The organism is Mycobacterium sp. SVM_VP21 (genome assembly GCA_024758765.1).
Classification (GTDB): Bacteria; Actinomycetota; Actinomycetes; order Mycobacteriales; family Mycobacteriaceae; genus Mycobacterium; species Mycobacterium heraklionense_C.
In genome coordinates this window covers 3,013,720-3,029,677 of record CP101406.1, presented here as the reverse complement: position 1 = coordinate 3,029,677, position 15,958 = coordinate 3,013,720, and the positions used below count along the sequence as shown (strand labels likewise).

At 67.0% G+C, this 15,958-nt stretch carries 14 protein-coding genes; 4 read left to right on the top strand and 10 right to left on the bottom strand.

The genetic code is table 11. The features are described from left to right. Positions 1 to 15 precede the first annotated feature (15 nt). The 5 genes from NM962_13985 to NM962_13965 form a co-directional block, all read right to left on the bottom strand. On the bottom strand, positions 16 to 669 hold the full coding sequence (locus NM962_13985; protein ID UVO11110.1) for a zeta toxin family protein: 654 nt from the start codon (positions 667 to 669) through the stop codon (positions 16 to 18). A gap of 13 nt (positions 670 to 682) precedes the next feature. Next, a complete protein-coding gene (locus tag NM962_13980; protein ID UVO11109.1) occupies positions 683 to 1,039 on the bottom strand; it encodes a type II toxin-antitoxin system Phd/YefM family antitoxin in 357 nt (118 codons plus the stop codon). 171 nt (positions 1,040 to 1,210) lie between these two features. After that, entirely contained in the window at positions 1,211 to 2,020 is an 810-nt protein-coding gene (locus NM962_13975) for a sulfotransferase (protein UVO11108.1), read from the bottom strand. Between the two features lie 329 nt (positions 2,021 to 2,349). After that, positions 2,350 to 2,841, bottom strand: coding sequence for a MarR family transcriptional regulator (locus tag NM962_13970; GenBank protein UVO11107.1), 492 nt, complete (start codon positions 2,839 to 2,841; stop codon positions 2,350 to 2,352). Between the two features lie 499 nt (positions 2,842 to 3,340). Then, entirely contained in the window at positions 3,341 to 3,847 is a 507-nt protein-coding gene (locus tag NM962_13965) for a TetR/AcrR family transcriptional regulator (protein ID UVO11106.1), read from the bottom strand. A gap of 137 nt (positions 3,848 to 3,984) precedes the next feature. Between NM962_13965 and NM962_13960 the strand changes: the two genes are divergently transcribed. Then, positions 3,985 to 5,160, top strand: a complete 1,176-nt coding sequence (locus NM962_13960) for a hydroxylase (protein UVO11105.1) — start codon at positions 3,985 to 3,987, stop codon at positions 5,158 to 5,160. 194 nt (positions 5,161 to 5,354) lie between these two features. Here NM962_13960 and NM962_13955 read toward each other — a convergent pair whose 3' ends face one another. Next, entirely contained in the window at positions 5,355 to 5,855 is a 501-nt protein-coding gene (locus NM962_13955; protein ID UVO11104.1) for a histidine phosphatase family protein, read from the bottom strand. Positions 5,856 to 6,072: 217 nt separating this feature from the next. On the opposite strand from NM962_13955, the gene NM962_13950 reads away from it, so the two are divergent. Both NM962_13950 and NM962_13945 read left to right on the top strand, forming a co-directional pair. Further along, positions 6,073 to 7,218 (top strand): exonuclease SbcCD subunit D, encoded by a 1,146-nt coding sequence (locus NM962_13950; GenBank protein ID UVO11103.1) that lies wholly within the window; start codon positions 6,073 to 6,075, stop codon positions 7,216 to 7,218. Then, positions 7,215 to 9,830 carry an AAA family ATPase gene (locus tag NM962_13945; GenBank protein ID UVO11102.1) on the top strand — a complete coding sequence of 872 codons (2,616 nt, stop codon included), beginning with the start codon at positions 7,215 to 7,217 and terminating at the stop codon, positions 9,828 to 9,830. The genes NM962_13950 and NM962_13945 overlap by 4 nt, the downstream gene beginning before the upstream one ends. Positions 9,831 to 9,833: 3 nt before the next feature. On the opposite strand, the gene NM962_13940 is transcribed toward NM962_13945, so the two are convergent. The 4 genes from NM962_13940 to NM962_13925 all read right to left on the bottom strand — a co-directional run bounded on the left by NM962_13940 (position 9,834) and on the right by NM962_13925 (position 15,230). Then, complete coding sequence (locus NM962_13940; protein ID UVO14728.1) at positions 9,834 to 11,456, bottom strand: ABC transporter family substrate-binding protein; 1,623 nt, start codon at positions 11,454 to 11,456, stop codon at positions 9,834 to 9,836. Positions 11,457 to 11,554: 98 nt separating this feature from the next. Beyond that, complete coding sequence (locus NM962_13935) at positions 11,555 to 13,375, bottom strand: ABC transporter ATP-binding protein (protein ID UVO11101.1); 1,821 nt, start codon at positions 13,373 to 13,375, stop codon at positions 11,555 to 11,557. Continuing rightward, positions 13,372 to 14,256 (bottom strand): ABC transporter permease, encoded by an 885-nt coding sequence (locus NM962_13930; GenBank protein ID UVO11100.1) that lies wholly within the window; start codon positions 14,254 to 14,256, stop codon positions 13,372 to 13,374. The genes NM962_13935 and NM962_13930 overlap by 4 nt, the downstream gene beginning before the upstream one ends. Beyond that, on the bottom strand, positions 14,253 to 15,230 hold the full coding sequence (locus NM962_13925; protein ID UVO11099.1) for an ABC transporter permease: 978 nt from the start codon (positions 15,228 to 15,230) through the stop codon (positions 14,253 to 14,255). Before NM962_13925 ends, NM962_13930 begins: the two co-directional genes overlap by 4 nt. 127 nt (positions 15,231 to 15,357) lie before the next feature. On the opposite strand from NM962_13925, the gene NM962_13920 reads away from it, so the two are divergent. Continuing rightward, the gene (locus NM962_13920) at positions 15,358 to 15,849 is read left to right on the top strand and encodes a carbonic anhydrase (GenBank protein UVO11098.1); all 492 of its coding nucleotides are present in this window, start codon (positions 15,358 to 15,360) and stop codon (positions 15,847 to 15,849) included. The last annotated feature ends 109 nt before the right edge of the window (positions 15,850 to 15,958 follow it).

Sequence of the window (15,958 nt, the reverse complement as noted above, 5' to 3'; positions counted from 1 at the left end):
GATGAAGTGGATCCGTCAGTGTGCTTGGCTGAGTTCCAGGGCCGCCGCGACGATGGGCTTGGCCCAGGTGGGCGTAGAGGTCAGATCGGGCGGCCCGACGATGCGTCCACGCTGCATATGTATCACCACGAGTGGCTGCGGCGCCTTCCCGGTCGCGGGGTCGGCGGCCGCCGAGTTGTCATAAACCCGTAGCTGGGCCAGCACCGGCAGCAGTGTCACGAGATTAATCAGGCTGTGGCGAGAGCGGCGGCGGATATCGGCTTCGGGAATGTCGTGTCCGCCGGCGTTGACTCGTTGTCGTACTCGCCCGATGTGGGCCTCGGCACTGGCGAGCCCAATGAAAAAGACGTGAACGTCGACCCGACGCTTGGCAGCCTCGGCCAGCAATCGCGGTAGCGTGTTGCCGCCCAGGGTGGTCTCAAAAGTGAAATCGAGGCCCTGGTCGATGGCCCGTTCGAGTAACTTTCGTCCCTGCTCCCATGCGGCTGCGTTGGCCGCGGTCTGACCCAGTCCGGGATTGGCCACCATGATCTCGCGCGCGGCCTCGTCGGGGTTGTAGTACTCGCCGCCGTTATCGCGGATCGCCGCGCCGATGATGCTGCTCTTGCCGGCGCCGTTGACGCCTGCCAGCACGTACAGCTGAGGTGGTGCGGCTGCCTTGGGAACCATGGGCCGCCCCGGCTCACTGTGGCTTCGCGGTCCGCGCCGCCTTCACCGCAGCGGCCCCCAACTCCTCCGGCGTGGCTTCGAATGCAGCGGCAACTCCGGCTTTGGCTTTTGCTGTCTGCATGGCTGCCAGCAGGTTGTCGAAGCGCTCGCTGAGGTGGTCAAGGACGGGTGTAGCCGGTGCGGTCAGAGCCTCGAATTCGGCATACGAGAGCAGCACCGCCCTGGGGGTGTCGTGCTTGGTGATCACCACTGCCCCGTTGACTGCGGCCTGCTCGAAGACGGTGCCGAACTCGTTTTTGAGGCGACTGGCAGTCACCACCGGTACGTCGACCAGCTTGCCGTCGCGGTTGCGGAACGGAACCGTGGACATCGTGTTCCCCGTTCATGATCTTCCTGCCCGCGATTTTAGCCGTTTTGACTATTATGTACCAATTGTGCGGTGTGTTTCTCGCCAAGCGCGGTCCGGCCCGGTTTGTTGGGCAGCGTCCAGCTGCGGTGGGGAGCAGAGCAAGCATCCCGCGAGCGACGGATCACCGTCGCCTCACACCACCTGCAATCCCTCGGGGATCCGATTCGGATCGCGCCAGAAGGCGTCGTTGACAAACCGGTTGAAAAGGTCCGGCGGTAACAGACTTTCGCGGGGTTCGGCCTTGACGGTCCCGCGCACGGTGTGCAGGCCGGGAGTGCCCGCGCGTTCGTCGAATTCGGTGACGTCGTAGTCGGTGTGGTCGAAGTCGTGGTCGAAGGCCGGCTGGTCCAGGAACCGGTAGATGGCGTGCATGGTCTTGGCGGGGTCGGTGGTCAGGGTCTCGTACTGCACCAACAGCAGTCGGTCGCGTTGCGCGCCGAAGCAGGCCTGCTTGAGCGAGTCATACGGTGCGCCAACCATGCCGTTCTGCGCCGCCACGCCGTTGGCTCGGGTGTAGACCGTGCCGCCGGGCTGGAAGTTGAAGATCGACGACGGGGTGAAGACGTTGTGCTGGATCAGACGTTCGATGCTGTCGAGAATCCACGGCATGTCCCGCACGCAGGCAATGACTTTGGCGTCCGGGAAGAGTTGCGCGATTGCCGGCATCCAGGCGCACCAGGCTCGGTTGGTGTCGAAGATGACCTCGGCGGTGGAGTCGGCGTAGAAGTTGTCGAACAGTCCGTGCAGCATGCGTTGGCGCTTGGTGTCGTCGATGAAGACCGAGAATTCGTTGCGGGCGCTCATCTCGCCCAGCAGGGCGCCGAACAGGCCGGCCAGCGGACCTGACATGCCGGCCTGAAAGCGCGGATTCTGCCGCAGTAACGCGGCCAGCAGGGTCGACCCCGAGCGCGGCAGGCCCGAGATGAAGTGGATCGCGGTCATGAGTGTAGTTCCATCGACATACGGGTTCGCCTTGTTCTCGCGGTGAGGTGGATGTATTGGAGTTCGCCGAGCGATGCTGACCGAACCGGGATGCCTACCTGGCTCGGCTCATAAGACTTAGCACGCCTTACCGTAGCTCGGTGCCCAGGAAGAACCGCCGAAAATCTCTCAAATCGGGGCGACTGCTGGGGTCGGTTGCGGCCATTTTCCGTCGTCATCAAGACATAGGTTGAGTTATCTTTGGCCAGATTTTGTTCAAATCAAAAATACAAGCAGGTCCACATGTTTATTCGGCTGACGAATGCCAGTCGATTACCCGCTGCGACGGCTCAGCGTTGTGCCGATTTCAGCGCGTCGCCTATTTGTCGACAGGTGGTTCCCATGGCGGCGATCTGCGGTCTGGTCAGCGGGCCCAGGAAGTGGGTTTGGACCTCGTTCGCGTAGGTCGTCATGGCTTCTCCCACCAAGATTCTGCCCGCCTCGGTGATGGTCGCGATGACGCGGCGGCGGTCGTGGGGACTAGTCGTCCGCTGCACCAGATTTTCCTCTTCCAAGCGGCGGACTTGCCTGGTCAGACGGCTTGGTAGGGACGGCAAGGCTTCAACCAGTTCGCCCATCTGGACACTGCCTTCGGGCGCGCTGTCGAGCAGGCTCAGCAGGCGCACGTCATCCAGCGAGATGCCGTGGGCGTCGGTCAGCTTCCGGTTGAGCAGCGTCGACATGCGCAAGACGGTCGTCAAGTAGTTGTGCCACGACTTCTGCTGAGCCAGATCCAGCTCTGGTCCGCCTCCGTTGATTTGACCAGGACTGAAGCGATACATAGCGAATTATGTTACGCGTAGGACGGTTCGCTGAATAGAAGAATCGAAGGCCATTCGTGGCGGAGATGCGCCTTTCCGCTGAACAGACGGCACTATTCCGTAGTTGTCAATGTGCTGTAGAAAAGCTGCCTATTTTCGGTGTGTTTGGGTGGCTCGGAGATCGGGTTTTCGACCCCGGCGACGCCGGATGGCGCATGCCTCGGTTGGGGGCGATACGCCGAGGGAATACCTTTTGCTGCGGCAGTGACCGATCACGGCATCACAGAAATTGTTTCAAAGCGAAAATAACGGGCTGACAGGACAGCCGCGTTGACGCGTCCAGCTCAGGCGGCGTTCGTGTAAGGCGGGATCGCCGCAGCCCTTCGGCTGATGATTTCGGACTGAGCAGTCTGATGGGCGATCTGACGAGCTGGCTGAACCTGCTAATCCGTCGCCGAACCGCGGCCGACGAAGCGCTCGGAAGCAAGGCTAACGAGCTTGAGACGGCGCCGTTTCCTCATCAACGCGGGGTCGGCCCGCTGTGGCTGGCCAACTCCCGCAACTCCGCCACCACAGCATCCGCCGTCGGCGCACTGTCGGGATCGATCAGTGACTGGATCATCAAACCGAGGATCACGGCCAACGGGACTGAGCCGCCCAGCTCGGTGCGCGCGCGTTGTTGACCCTCGGCCAGGCGTGTGCGCAGTTCGTCGTTGCGTTGGGCTTGGACGATCGCTTCCAGGTGCGAGGTCCACAGCGCCTTGTCGGTGGTGAAGGACTCGAGCATCGCCCGCCACTGGTCCACTGCCGTCGCCGGTTGACCGTCGGGCGCCATGCGGGTGTCGAGCTCGTCGAGCTCTTCCAGCAGGGCCTGCACTAGAAGGCGTTCGCGGCTACCGAAGTGATAGCCGATGGCGGCATGGCTGACGCCGGCCGCCGCGGCGATGTCGCGCACCGTCGTATTCGCCCAGCCTCGTTCGACCAAGCAGCGCTTGGCTCCCTCCAGCAGATCCTCACGGTTGCCCATAAGGGCAGGTTAGCCAGGCCGACGACCATTGCACAAATGGATTGACCAAATGGATTGACCATTTGGTCAAATGGGGGGTACGGTACGGAAACCAACGGGCCCCGCCGTGGGGCCCGCAGATTCAGGAGGTGCCGGTTATGGCGCACGAAGTTGTCGAGCGCGTCGAGCAGATCGCCGCCCAGCTGGCCGGTACCGCCGACGACAGCGAACGGCTCGGCAAGCTCTCCGAACAGTCAGTGGCGCTGATCCGCCAAGCCGGCGTGATGCGGATGCTGCAACCGACGGACTTCGGCGGTTACGCCGCCCACCCGCGCGACTTCGCCGAGGCGGTCATGGCGGTGGCCAAGCACTGCGGCTCCACCGGCTGGGTGTGCGGCGTCGGGGGAGTGCACCCCTGGGAGATGGCGTTGATGGACCGCCGGCTGCAAGCCGAAATCTGGGCCGACAATCCGGACACCTGGATCGCCTCCCCGTATGCCGCGCAAGGGATTGCGACCCCGGTCGAGGGTGGTTATCGGTTGACCGGGCGGTGGAACTTCTCCTCGGGCACCGATCACTGCAGCTGGATCTTCCTGGGCGCGCGCGTCGGCGGCGCCGAGGGTGGGCCGCCGAAGGTGCTGCACGTCGTCTTGCCGCGCGCCGACTACACCATCGTCGAGGACTCCTGGGATGTCATCGGCCTGTCGGGCACCGGCAGCAAGGACATCGTCGTCGACGGCGCCTTCATCCCGGACTACCGCACCATCGACTTCGAGCACGTCGCCTCCGGCGCCAGCGCCGCCGAGGCGGCCGGACGCACGGAGACGGTCTACAAGCTGCCGTTCTGGGCGATGTTCCCGCTCGGGATCACCGCCGCGCTCATCGGAATCACCGAGGGGGCGCTGGCAGCGCATCTGGACTATCAGCGCGACCGGGTGGCCGCCACCGGCACCAAGATCAAGGACGACCCGTACGTGCTCTACGCCATCTCGGAGGCCGCCGCGGAGATCGCCGCCTCACGCGTGCAACTCCTCGACGGCATCAGCAGAATGTACGACCTCGCCGACGCCGGCAAAAAGATCAGCTTCGAGGACCGCTCGCTGGTGCGGCGCAACCAGATTCGCTGCGCCTGGCGGGCCGTGGCAGCTGCCGATGCGATCTTCGCCCGCTCCGGGGGTAACGCCGCGCGCCGGAACAACCCGCTGCAGCGGTTCTGGCGCGACGCCCACGTCGGGCTGGGGCACGCCATCCAGACCCCGGGGAGCATCTATCACTCCAGTGCCCTGACGGTGATGGGGGTGGAGCCGGCGCCGGCGTTGCGGGCGATGATCTGAAGCCGCAACGATCCGTTGCTACGCTTACTACGTAGAGGCGCAACAGAACATCCTCCGCGAAATCGGAGCAGCAGCAGGGCTTTCGCAACGTGAGAGCGTGACGCATTTGATCCTCGGCGTCCTCCGCACGGAGTTCGAGCTGCAGTACACGGGGTTGCTGCCGAACTGACTGTGGCACTGGGAAATCCGTGGCGCTACCGCGGAACGCAGAAGTCGACCAGCGCGGCTGATCCCAATTTCACGTCCGCCCAGCCGCAGGGGACATGGAGGACGGCGATCCCCGACGTCGGGTACTTCTCCGAGATCTGTTGGGCTATGGCTGCATCGGTGCCGGGGCCGGCCAGTCCCAGTGCGACGCTGGACATCGCCGGTTCGTGGCCGATCACCAGCAGCGTGTCGACGTCGGCGGCCACGGTGTTGATCGTGTCGATCACGTTTCCGGGCATCGCGTCGTAGAGGTCGTCGACGTAGCGCACCGGTGCGGTCAGCGCGGTCTGCGCGTAGGTCTGTCGGGTCCGGGTGGCGGTCGAACACAACACCGCATCGATGGCCGGCGCATGGGCGCGCAGCCAGTCTCCGGCCAGCCCCGCCTCCCGGATTCCGCGCGGCGCTAACGGACGCTCGTGGTCGGCGGCTCCGGGCGGATAGTCCGACTTGGCGTGCCGCAGCAGAATCAGGGTCCGGTAAGTGCTCACCTGCTCCAGAGTAGGGGTGCCCGATATCGCCCGCGCTATCCGATTCGAATCCATCGCACCCTGCCTCTGGCGGTGCTGAAGTGCCAGGTGTGACGTAAGAGATCAGGCCTTCGATCGAGCGCCCGGACCTGCCGATCGAGGTCCACGGCCTTGTCGGTGACCGGCCATACACTCGCGATGCCCGGCCGACGGCCCGGCGGAAAGGGGCAGGACCGACATGCGCTTCGTGCACACCGCCGATTGGCAGCTCGGCATGACCCGGCACTTCCTGGCCGGCGACGCCCAGCCGCGCTACTCGGCAGCCCGGCGCGACGCAGTGGCCGGACTGGGAGCGCTGGCGGCGCAGACGGGTGCGGAGTTCGTGGTCGTCGCCGGCGACGTGTTCGAGGACAACCAACTCGCCCCCGCGGTCATCAGCCAGTCTCTGGAGGCCATGCGCTCCATCGGGATCCCGGTCTACCTCTTGCCCGGAAACCACGATCCGCTCGATGCCGCGTCGGTGTACACCAGCGCGTTGTTCACCGCCGAGTGCCCCGACAATGTGATCGTTCTCGACTCCGCCGGCGTACACCGGGTGCGCCCCGGTCTCGAGATCGTCGCCGCGCCGTGGCGGTCCAAGCGCCCCACCACCGACCTGGCGGCCGCCGCACTCGACGGGCTGTCCGCCGATGGCACCATCCGGATCCTGGTTGCCCATGGCGGCGTCGACGTGCTGGACCCCGACCCCGGCAACCCGGCGCTGATTCGGCTGGCCGGCCTGCAAGACGCCCTGACCCGCGGCGCCATCCACTACGTCGCCTTGGGGGACAAGCACTCTCGCACCCAGGTCGGGGCGACGGGCCGAATCTGGTATTCCGGTTCGCCGGAACCCACCAACTTCGACGACATCGAATCCGACCCCGGCCACGTGCTGGTGGTCGATGTCGACGAGACCGGCGGCGGGGTGAGCGTGGACTCCCGCCACATCGGTCGATGGCGTTTCCTGACGCTGTACCGCCAGCTTGACACCGGCCGTGACGTCGCCGACTTGGACATCAACCTCGACCAGCTGCCGGACAAGGAACGCACGGTAGTCCAGCTGGCCCTGACGGGTTCGCTCAGCGTCACCGACCGGGCCGCCCTCGATGCCTGCCTGGACCGGTATTCGCGGCTGTTCGCCTGGTTGGGGACCTGGAAGCGTCATACCCACCTGGTGGTGGTGCCCGCCGACGGCGAATTTGCCGACCTCGGCATCGGGGGGTTCGCGGCGGACGCGGTCGAGGAACTGGTCGCGGCGGCCCGCGGCGCCGACACCGATACCGCCGACGACGCCCATGCCGCGCTGGCGCTGCTACTGCGCCTGGTCGATCGGGGCGTGGCATGAGACTGCACCGATTGGAGTTGACCAACTACCGCGGTGTGGCGCATCGAGAGATCGACTTCCCCGACCACGGCGTGGTGGTGGTGTCCGGCGCCAACGAGATCGGCAAGTCTTCGATGATCGAAGCGCTGGACCTATTGCTGGAGTCCAAGGACCGCTCCGCCAAGAAGGACGTCAAGCAGGTCAAGCCCACCTACGCGGACGTCGGCGCCGAGGTCACCGCGGAAATCAGCACCGGCCCTTACCGTTTCGTCTATCACAAGCGCTTCCACAAGGCGCCCCGAACACAACTGACCATCCTGGAGCCGCGCCGCGAGCAGCTGACCGGCGATGAGGCACATGAGCGGGTCCGCACCATGCTGGACGAGACCATGGACACCGGCCTCTGGCAGGCCCAACGCGTGCTGCAGACGGCGTCGACGGCGGCGGTGGACTTGTCCGGATGCGATGCGCTGTCTCGGGCGCTGGACGTCGCCGCCGGTGACACGGCCAGCCCCAGCGGAACCGAGCCGGTTCTCATCGAGCGAATCGATGCCGAGTTCGCGCGCTACTTCACCGGGACCGGGCGTCCCACCGGGGAGTGGGCGAGTGCTCTCGCGGCGCTGGCCGACGCTGACGCCGAGGTGGCGCGGTGTGCCGAGCTGCTCGCCGAAGTGGACGACCGGGTGCACCGGCACGCCGAGCTGTCTGCGCAGTTGGCGAGGTTGACCGAGGAGCAGGCCGCCGCCGACGCCCGGCACAGCGCGGCGCAGGCCGCCGGCGCCGCGATCGCCGACTTGCGCAGCCAGCTTCGCGATGCGCAGTTGGTGGCCACCGCGGCCAAGGCCACTGGCGCCGCGACCGACAGTGCCCGCGCGGAGCGGAACCGGCAACGCGAGGAAGTCGAATCCCGGGCGGCCGCGATCAGTCTGCTAGACACCGAGATCGACGGCGCGGCCCAGGTGCAGGCCACCGTTGATGCCGAAGCGACCGCGGCAGAGGCCGCCGCGGCCGAGGCTGCGCAAGCCGTGGCCGCCGCCACCGAACGTGCCGCATCCGCGCGCCGCGTCGTCGACCAACTCGCCGCTCGCGACGAGGCAGACCGGCTTGCTGACCGGCCCGCCCGGCTTGACGCCACCGAGAGTCAGCTCGCCGAGGTGGCGGCCGAGCTGGCGCAGATCATTGTGACCGAGCCGATCCTGCGCCGGATCGAAGCTGCGTCGGCGGCCTGCGACCGGAGCGAGGCGTCGCTGGCCGCGATTTCGGCGACATTGGAGCTTGCCGCGGTCGCCGACGTCGCTCTGATGATCGCCGGCGAGCACACCGCGCTGCCCGCCGGCCAGAGCTGGTCGGCCACCGTCACCGACGGCCTTGAGGTCGAGGTTCCCGGCCTGCTGAGTCTGCGGGTCAGACCGGGCGACAGTGCGCGGGAAGCCAGCGCAAAACATGCTGCGGCACAAGCCGAACTGGTCGATTCCCTCGCGGCAGCAGGCGTGACCGATCTGACGCAGGCGCGGCACGCCGACCAGCGGCGACGCGAACTACAGGGCGGCTGCGACCAGCTGGCCGCCGCCCTGGCAGCGTTGCGCGGTGACGAGGAGGTCGAGGCGTTGCGCGCTCGGCTGACACGACTGCGTGACGAGCACGGCGAGATCCCCACCGGAATCACACCGGAGCAGGCCCGCACCGACCGCGACGAGGCCGAGGCACTGCGAGCGCAGGCTGCCACCGACTGCGAAACCCTGCGTCGGGCCGCCCAGGAGGCTGCGGCCCGACGCACGGAAGCCGCTACACGGCTGACGCTGCTGCGCGAAAAGGCGGCGGCCCAGCGCAGTGAGCTGGAGGCGGTCGACCAACGTCTCGCCGCGCAGCGGGCAACGGTCAGCGATGACGAGCTGGCGGCTACCGCCGAATCCTCCACGCAGGCATTGCGCACCGCCGAGCAGCGCGTGACCGAGTTATCCGAACAGTTGGGCGCCGCCGCCCCCGACGCGATCGACACCGAACTCACGGCAGCGCAGACCGCGGCTCAGGACGTTAGGGCTAGCCACGCCGAGACCGCCCGCGCGTTGCACGAGGTGGAGGTCGAGCTGGCCGTGTTCGGCACCCAGGGCCGGCGGGGCCAACTCGACGCCGCGCAGACCGCCCGGGAACACGTTGCGGCCGAACATGATCGGATCGGGCGCCGGGCTCGCGCGGCAGCGCTGCTGCGCTCCACCATGGTCCGCCACCGCGACGACACCCGCCGGCGTTACGTCGAGCCGTTCCGCGCCGAGATCCAGCGGCTGGGCGCGCACGTGTTCGGTGCGGATTTCGAGGTCGACGTCGACACCGACCTGAAGATCTGCGCCCGCACCCTCGGTGGTCGCACCGTGCCCTATGAGTCGCTGTCCGGCGGCGCCAAGGAACAGCTGGGCATCCTGACGCGGCTGGCCGGGGCGGCGCTGGTGGCCAAGGAGGACAGCGTCCCGGTGGTGATCGACGACGCGCTCGGCTTCACCGACCCCGATCGGCTGGCGAAGATGGGTGCGGTGTTCGACGCGGTCGGCTCGCACGGCCAGGTGATCGTGTTGACCTGCGACCCGGATCGCTACCGCAGCGTCACCGATGCCCACCGCATCGACCTGACCGCCTGACCATCAGTCCTTCATGAACCCGATCACGGTGTAGTCCAGATCCGCCAGCCCCGGCGCCCCGAAGTTGGCCAGCGAACTGCGCACCGCCACATTGCCGGTGGTCTGGATCAGCGGCAGGCTGAATCCCTCGGCCCACAGCAGGCTGTCGACCTCGTTGGCCCGCGCCCGCGCCACCGCCGGATCCAGCGCCTCCAGCGTCTCCTCGATCTTGGCGTCGATGGCCGGGCTGCCGATCTTGCCGAAGTTGGCCTCCCCGTAGGACGCGGAGATCTGATTCAGCCCGGCCAGCGGGAAAGCGTCTCCGACCCAGCTGAATTGGGCGATGTCGAAGTCACCGACATTGACGTAGTCGGTGAAGAAGCCGCCACCGGCCTTGGCGTCCAACTGCAACTTGACCCCGATCTGGGCCAGGTTGTGCTGCGCCACCTGGGCGAACTGGCGGGTGCTCGACGCGTCGTAGAACAGGTGGCGGATCACCAGGGGGCGACCGTTCTTCTCCCGGAACTTCCCATGCAACGTCCAGCCGAGCTCGTCGAGCTCGCGTGCGGCACGCTCGGGGTCGTAGGCCACCACCGCACTGTTGTCTTGGTACCCCTCTTGACCGGCGACGTAGATGTGGTTGTTCAGCGGCACCGGGTCGGCAGTCAGGCCGCGCTGGGTGACCTTGGCGATCGTCGCCCGGTCGATCCCGCGCATGACCGCCAGCCGCAGCGCCTTGTCAGACAAGATGGCGCCCGGCGCCCCGTTGAAGGTGAAGTGATTCCAGGCCGGAGTCGGCGCCCGCCGGATCGCGATGCCCTCGGTGCGCCGCGCGATCGTCAACTGATCCAGGGTGGCCACTCCGGCGGCGTCGATGGTGTGGTTCTGCAGCGCCGGCATCCGGGCGGCCTCGTCGAGCACCAAGTAGGTGATGGTGTCCAGCTTCGGGGTCCGGCCCCACCAGGCGGGGTTGCGGGTCAAGGTGATGCGCTGGCTGGTGCGATCCAGGGTCGACAGCACGAACGGCCCGGCCGAGGGACCCGGCCGGCTCAGCTGCGCCTTGTTGAAGGTCGTCGGGTCGCCGGTCATGCTGGCCGGCAACAGCATCGAGTTGCCCGCGAACATGCCCCGCCACTCCGCGTAGGGCTTGGCGAAGCGCATCACGGCCTGCCGGTCGTCGACGCCGCGGGTCACCGAGGCGACGCGCTCGGCGCCGTTGGTGGTCGCGATCGCGTAGCTGCTGTCGGCGCCGCTGGTGGCGTGGATCTGGCTGGCGATGTCTTTCCAGGTGAGCGGTGTCCCGTCGCTCCACACCGCTTTCGGGTTGATGGTGTAGGTGACCACCTGGGGGTTGGTGCCGGTCAGCTCCACACTGGTGAAGTAGTCGGTGTCCACCGTCGCCGAGCCGTCCGGTCCGATGGTGAACGCCCGCGGCATGGTGGCCTTGAGCATCGCGGCGTTCTCGGCCAGGTTTCCGTCGATGTGCAGCGGGTTGAAGTTCGGCGGGAACTGGGTCATGGACAGTCGCAGATTGCCGCCGTCGCGCAGTTTTGCTGGGTCCTGCGGGTTGACGTCGCTGGCTGTCCCCACCGCGGCGGTGCCCTCGGGGGCGGTGATATCGACTGCCGCGCACCCGCTGAGCGCCATGCCGGCAGCTAACACGGTGGCCACCACCCCGTTGACTCTGCGTCCAGGGCGGCCTCTTCTCGCACAACGTCGCCGTGAGCGCAGAGTCAACGTCATAGTCATAAGTGTGGCACCGCGGCCAAAAGCCGACGGGTGTAGTCGTGTTGAGGATCGCGGAACACCTGATCGGCCTCGCCCTGTTCGACGATCGCCCCGGCGAACATCACCGCGACCCGGTGCGCCAGGTGTTTGACCACCGAAAGGTCATGCGACACAAACAGGTAGGACAGCCCGAGTTGCTGCTGCAGATCGAGCAGCAGGTTGATGATCCCGGCCTGAATCGACACATCGAGCGCGGACACCGGCTCGTCCAGCGCGAGGATCTTCGGCTGCAACGCCAAGGCCCGGGCGATGCCGATCCGCTGCTTCTGCCCGCCGGAAAACTCCGACGGATAGCGCAGCGCGTCACCGCGGCGCAGCCCGACCAGCTCCAGCAGTTCGGCGACGCGGGCATGAATCGCGGCTTTGTCGGAGCCGTTGGCCCGCAGGGGTTCTGCCAGCAGTTCGAAGACCGGCAGTCGGGGATCCAGTGACGCGACCGGATCCTGGAACACCACCTGCAGGTCACGCCGCAGGGCACGACGGCCGTCCCGCTTCAACGCCGCCACGTCCGTGCCCAGCACCTCGATCGAACCGGACTGCGGCGCGGTCAGCTCCAGGATCTGGTGCAAGGTGGTGGATTTGCCCGAGCCGGATTCGCCGACGATTCCCAGGGTGCGGCCCTGCTGCAACTCGAAGCTCACCCCGTCCACTGCCCGCACCTCCCCGGCGCGTCGGCGCAGCACGCCCTTGGTCAGCGGATAGGTCTTGACCAGGTCGCGGACCCGCAGCACGGTGGGGGGCTCACCGGAGACCGTGGCTGCCACATCGGTGCGCACGCCATAGATATCGGCGGCGCTGCGCCCGATGACCTGGTCGGTGTGAATGCATGCCGCCGAATGGTTCTCTCCGACGCTGAGCAGATCTGGCTCAGCCGTCAGGCAGTCGTCGGCGGCCAATGGGCAGCGCGGGGCGAAGGGGCAGCCTTCATCGACCCCGGCCGTCAATGACGGTGGCGCGCCCGGGATCGGCACCAGCCGGGTGCCCTGCGGGGCGTCCAAGCGGGGCACCGAACCCAACAGTCCCACCGTGTAGGGCATCCGCCGGTCGGAGTACAAGACCTGCACCGGGGCGGCCTCGACCACCCGACCGGCATACATCACCAGTGCCCGGTCGGCGAATTCGGCGACCACCCCGAGGTCGTGGGTGATGATCAGCACCCCGGCGCCGGTCACGTCTCGCGCGGTCTTGAGGACTTCGAGGATCTGGGCCTGCACGGTGACGTCCAGCGCGGTGGTGGGTTCGTCGCAGATGAGCAGATCTGGGTCGCAGGAGATCGCGATGGCGATCACCACCCGTTGCCGCTCCCCGCCGGACAGCTCATGCGGAAACGCCCGCGCCCGCTGCTCGGGACGGTTGATCCCGACCAGCTCCAGCAGCTCGACGGCACGTCGGCGCGCCGCGGCGCGGCCCACCCGGGGCTGGTGCACCTCGATGGCCTCGGCGATCTGATCGCCCACCGTGTACACCGGTGTCAGGGCCGACATCGGGTCCTGGAACACCATTCCGATCGAGGCGCCGCGGAACTTCGACATCGCGGTGTCACCCAGCCCGATCAGCTGGGTGCCATGCAGTCGCACCGAACCGGACACCTGCGCGTGCTCGGGCAGCAGTCCCATCACGGCCATCGCCGCCGCGGATTTCCCGGAGCCCGATTCGCCGACCATCGCCACCACTTCGCCGGCATCGACGTGATAGCTGACGCCGCGCACCGCACGCACGGCGTCGCGGCCCGCGCCGAACGTGACGGCCAGGTCGGAGACTTCCAGCAGGGTGCTCATCGGCGGCTCCGCAACGTCGCGGCATCGGGATCCAGGGCGTCGCGCAGGCCATCCCCGGCGAGGTTGGAGCACACCAGGATCGTGATCAGCACCCCGGCCGGGAACAGGAACACCCATGGGAAGGTGATGGCCGAGGCGGTGCCGTCGGCGATCAGGGTGCCCAGCGAGACGTCGGGCGGCTGGATGCCGAAACCCAGGTAACTCAAACCGGTTTCGGCCAGGATCGCCACCGCGACGTTGAGTGCGGTGTCGATGATCAAGATGGACGCCACATTGGGCACCACGTGGTCGATGATGATGCGCCGGCTGGAGACCCCCATATAGCGTGCGGCCCGGATGAATTCACGTTCCCGCAGGCTCATGGTCAGCCCGCGCACCATCCGGGCGCTGATCATCCAGCTGAAGCCGGCCAGCAGCAGCACCAGCAGCGCGATGTTGCCGCTGTTCTTGGTGCGTGGGGTGATGATCGCGATCAGGATGAACGCCGGCACCACCAGCAGCAGGTCGACCAGCCACATGAGCACCCGGTCGCGCCAGCCGCCGAAATACCCCGAGATCGCTCCGACGGTCGCGGCGATCACCGTGGAGATCAGCGCCACGCACACCCCGATCAGCATCGATTTCTGCATGCCGCGCAGGATCTGGGCCAACAGATCTTGGCCCAAGGCGTTGGTGCCCAACCAGTGTCGAGCACCCGGCGGGACCAGCAGCGCGTCGTAGTCCAGGTCGGTGTAGGAGTAGGGCAGCAGGCCCGGCAGCGTGTAGCAGCCGACGAACATCACCGCCAGCAGCGCCAGCGCGCCGACTGCGCTGCGGCTGCGCAGGAATCGGCGCAGCACCAGGGTGCGCCGTGAGGCGAATTCGACCTCGGCGCTTGTCATGACACCCGCACCCGCGGGTCGAGCATCGCGTAGATGACGTCGGAGAGCAGCCCGGCCAGCAGCACCACCGCCCCGGAGAACACCGTGATGGCCGCGACGATATTGGTGTCCTGGGTCGCCACGCCCTGCACCACCCATTCGCCCATGCCGTGCCAGCCGAAGATCTTCTCGACGAACACCGCGCCGGTGACCAGCCCGGCCACCCCGTAGGCGAACAGCGTCGCCATCGGGATCAGCGCGGTGCGCAGCCCGTGTTTGAACAGCGCGCGCCGCCGGGTCAGCCCCTTGGCCCGTGCGGTGCGGATGAAGTCCTGGCCGAGCACGTCGAGCATCGCGTTGCGCTGGTAGCGGCTGAAGCTGGCGGCCGCGCCCAGCGCCAGCGTCAGCGACGGCAACACCAGGTGTTGCAGCCGATCGAGCAACCCGGGCCAGAAGCCGGTGACCAAACCGGGGGAGGTCTCACCGGTGTAGTCGAACAGTTGGGCGCCCAGCGCCCAGTTCACCCGCAGCGCGCTGAGGATCACCAGGTTGGCCAGCACGAAGGTCGGTACCGACAGCACCAGCAGCGCCGCCATGGTGATCACCCGATCGGAGAGCCGGTACTGGCGCACCGCCCCCCACGCGCCGGCCACCACCCCGATCGCGGTGCCGGCCAGCGAGCCGACGACCAGCAGACGCAGGCTGACCCCGACGCGCCGGCCCAGCTCCCCAGAGACCGGCTGGCCGGTGACGGTGACGCCGAAGTCGCCGCGCACCGCGTGTGAGGCCCAGTGCGCGTAGCGCAGCGGAATCGGCTTGTCCAGGCCCAGTTCGGTGGCCTTGGCGTCGATCACGGCCTGCGGCGGGCGTGGATTGCGTTGCATCAGGCTGTCCAGCGGCGCGAAGGCCAGCGAGGTCAGGCAGAACGTCAGAAACGAGGCGAGGCCCAGCAGCACCAGGTAGTTCAGCGCCCGGCCGGCCAGAAACCGCGTCATGGCCAAAAGGGTAGAGGTCGGCGCCGGAGCAGGCGCTGCCGGCAGAGCATTATCGAATGATTTTTACCCGTGAAATCCGCGTGTTCGTTCACTAGGCTCCGCTGCACCGCGACCGAGGAGAAGAGCTGTGACCGTCACCGATGACTACCTGGCGAACAACGCCGAATACGCGAAGACCTTCACCGGTCCGCTGCCCATGCCGCCGAGCAAGCACGTCGCGGTCGTCGCCTGCATGGACGCGCGTCTGGACGTCTACCGGGTGCTGGGGCTCAAGGAGGGCGAGGCGCACGCCATCCGCAACGCCGGCGGCGTGATCTCCGAGGACGCGATCCGCTCCCTGGCGATCAGCCAACGACTGTTGGGCACTCGCGAGATCATCCTGATCCACCACACCGACTGCGGGATGCTCACCTTCACCGACGACGACTTCAAGCGCTCCATCCTGGACGAGACCGGCATCCGCCCGACATGGTCGGCCGAGGCGTTCCCGGACCCGGTCGAGGACGTCCGTCAGTCATTGCGGCGGGTCAAGGCCAGCCCATTCATCACGGCTACCACGTCGTTGCGCGGGTTCGTCTTCGACGTCGCCACCGGCAAGCTCGACGAAGTCACGCTGTAGCTCCGATTTCTGGGCCCCTCTAAGTGGGGAAGGTGCGCGCAAGACAGATCACATTGACAGTGACACAGTGCGGCTGGTTGCATAGCCAGCTATAACCAACAAATATGGT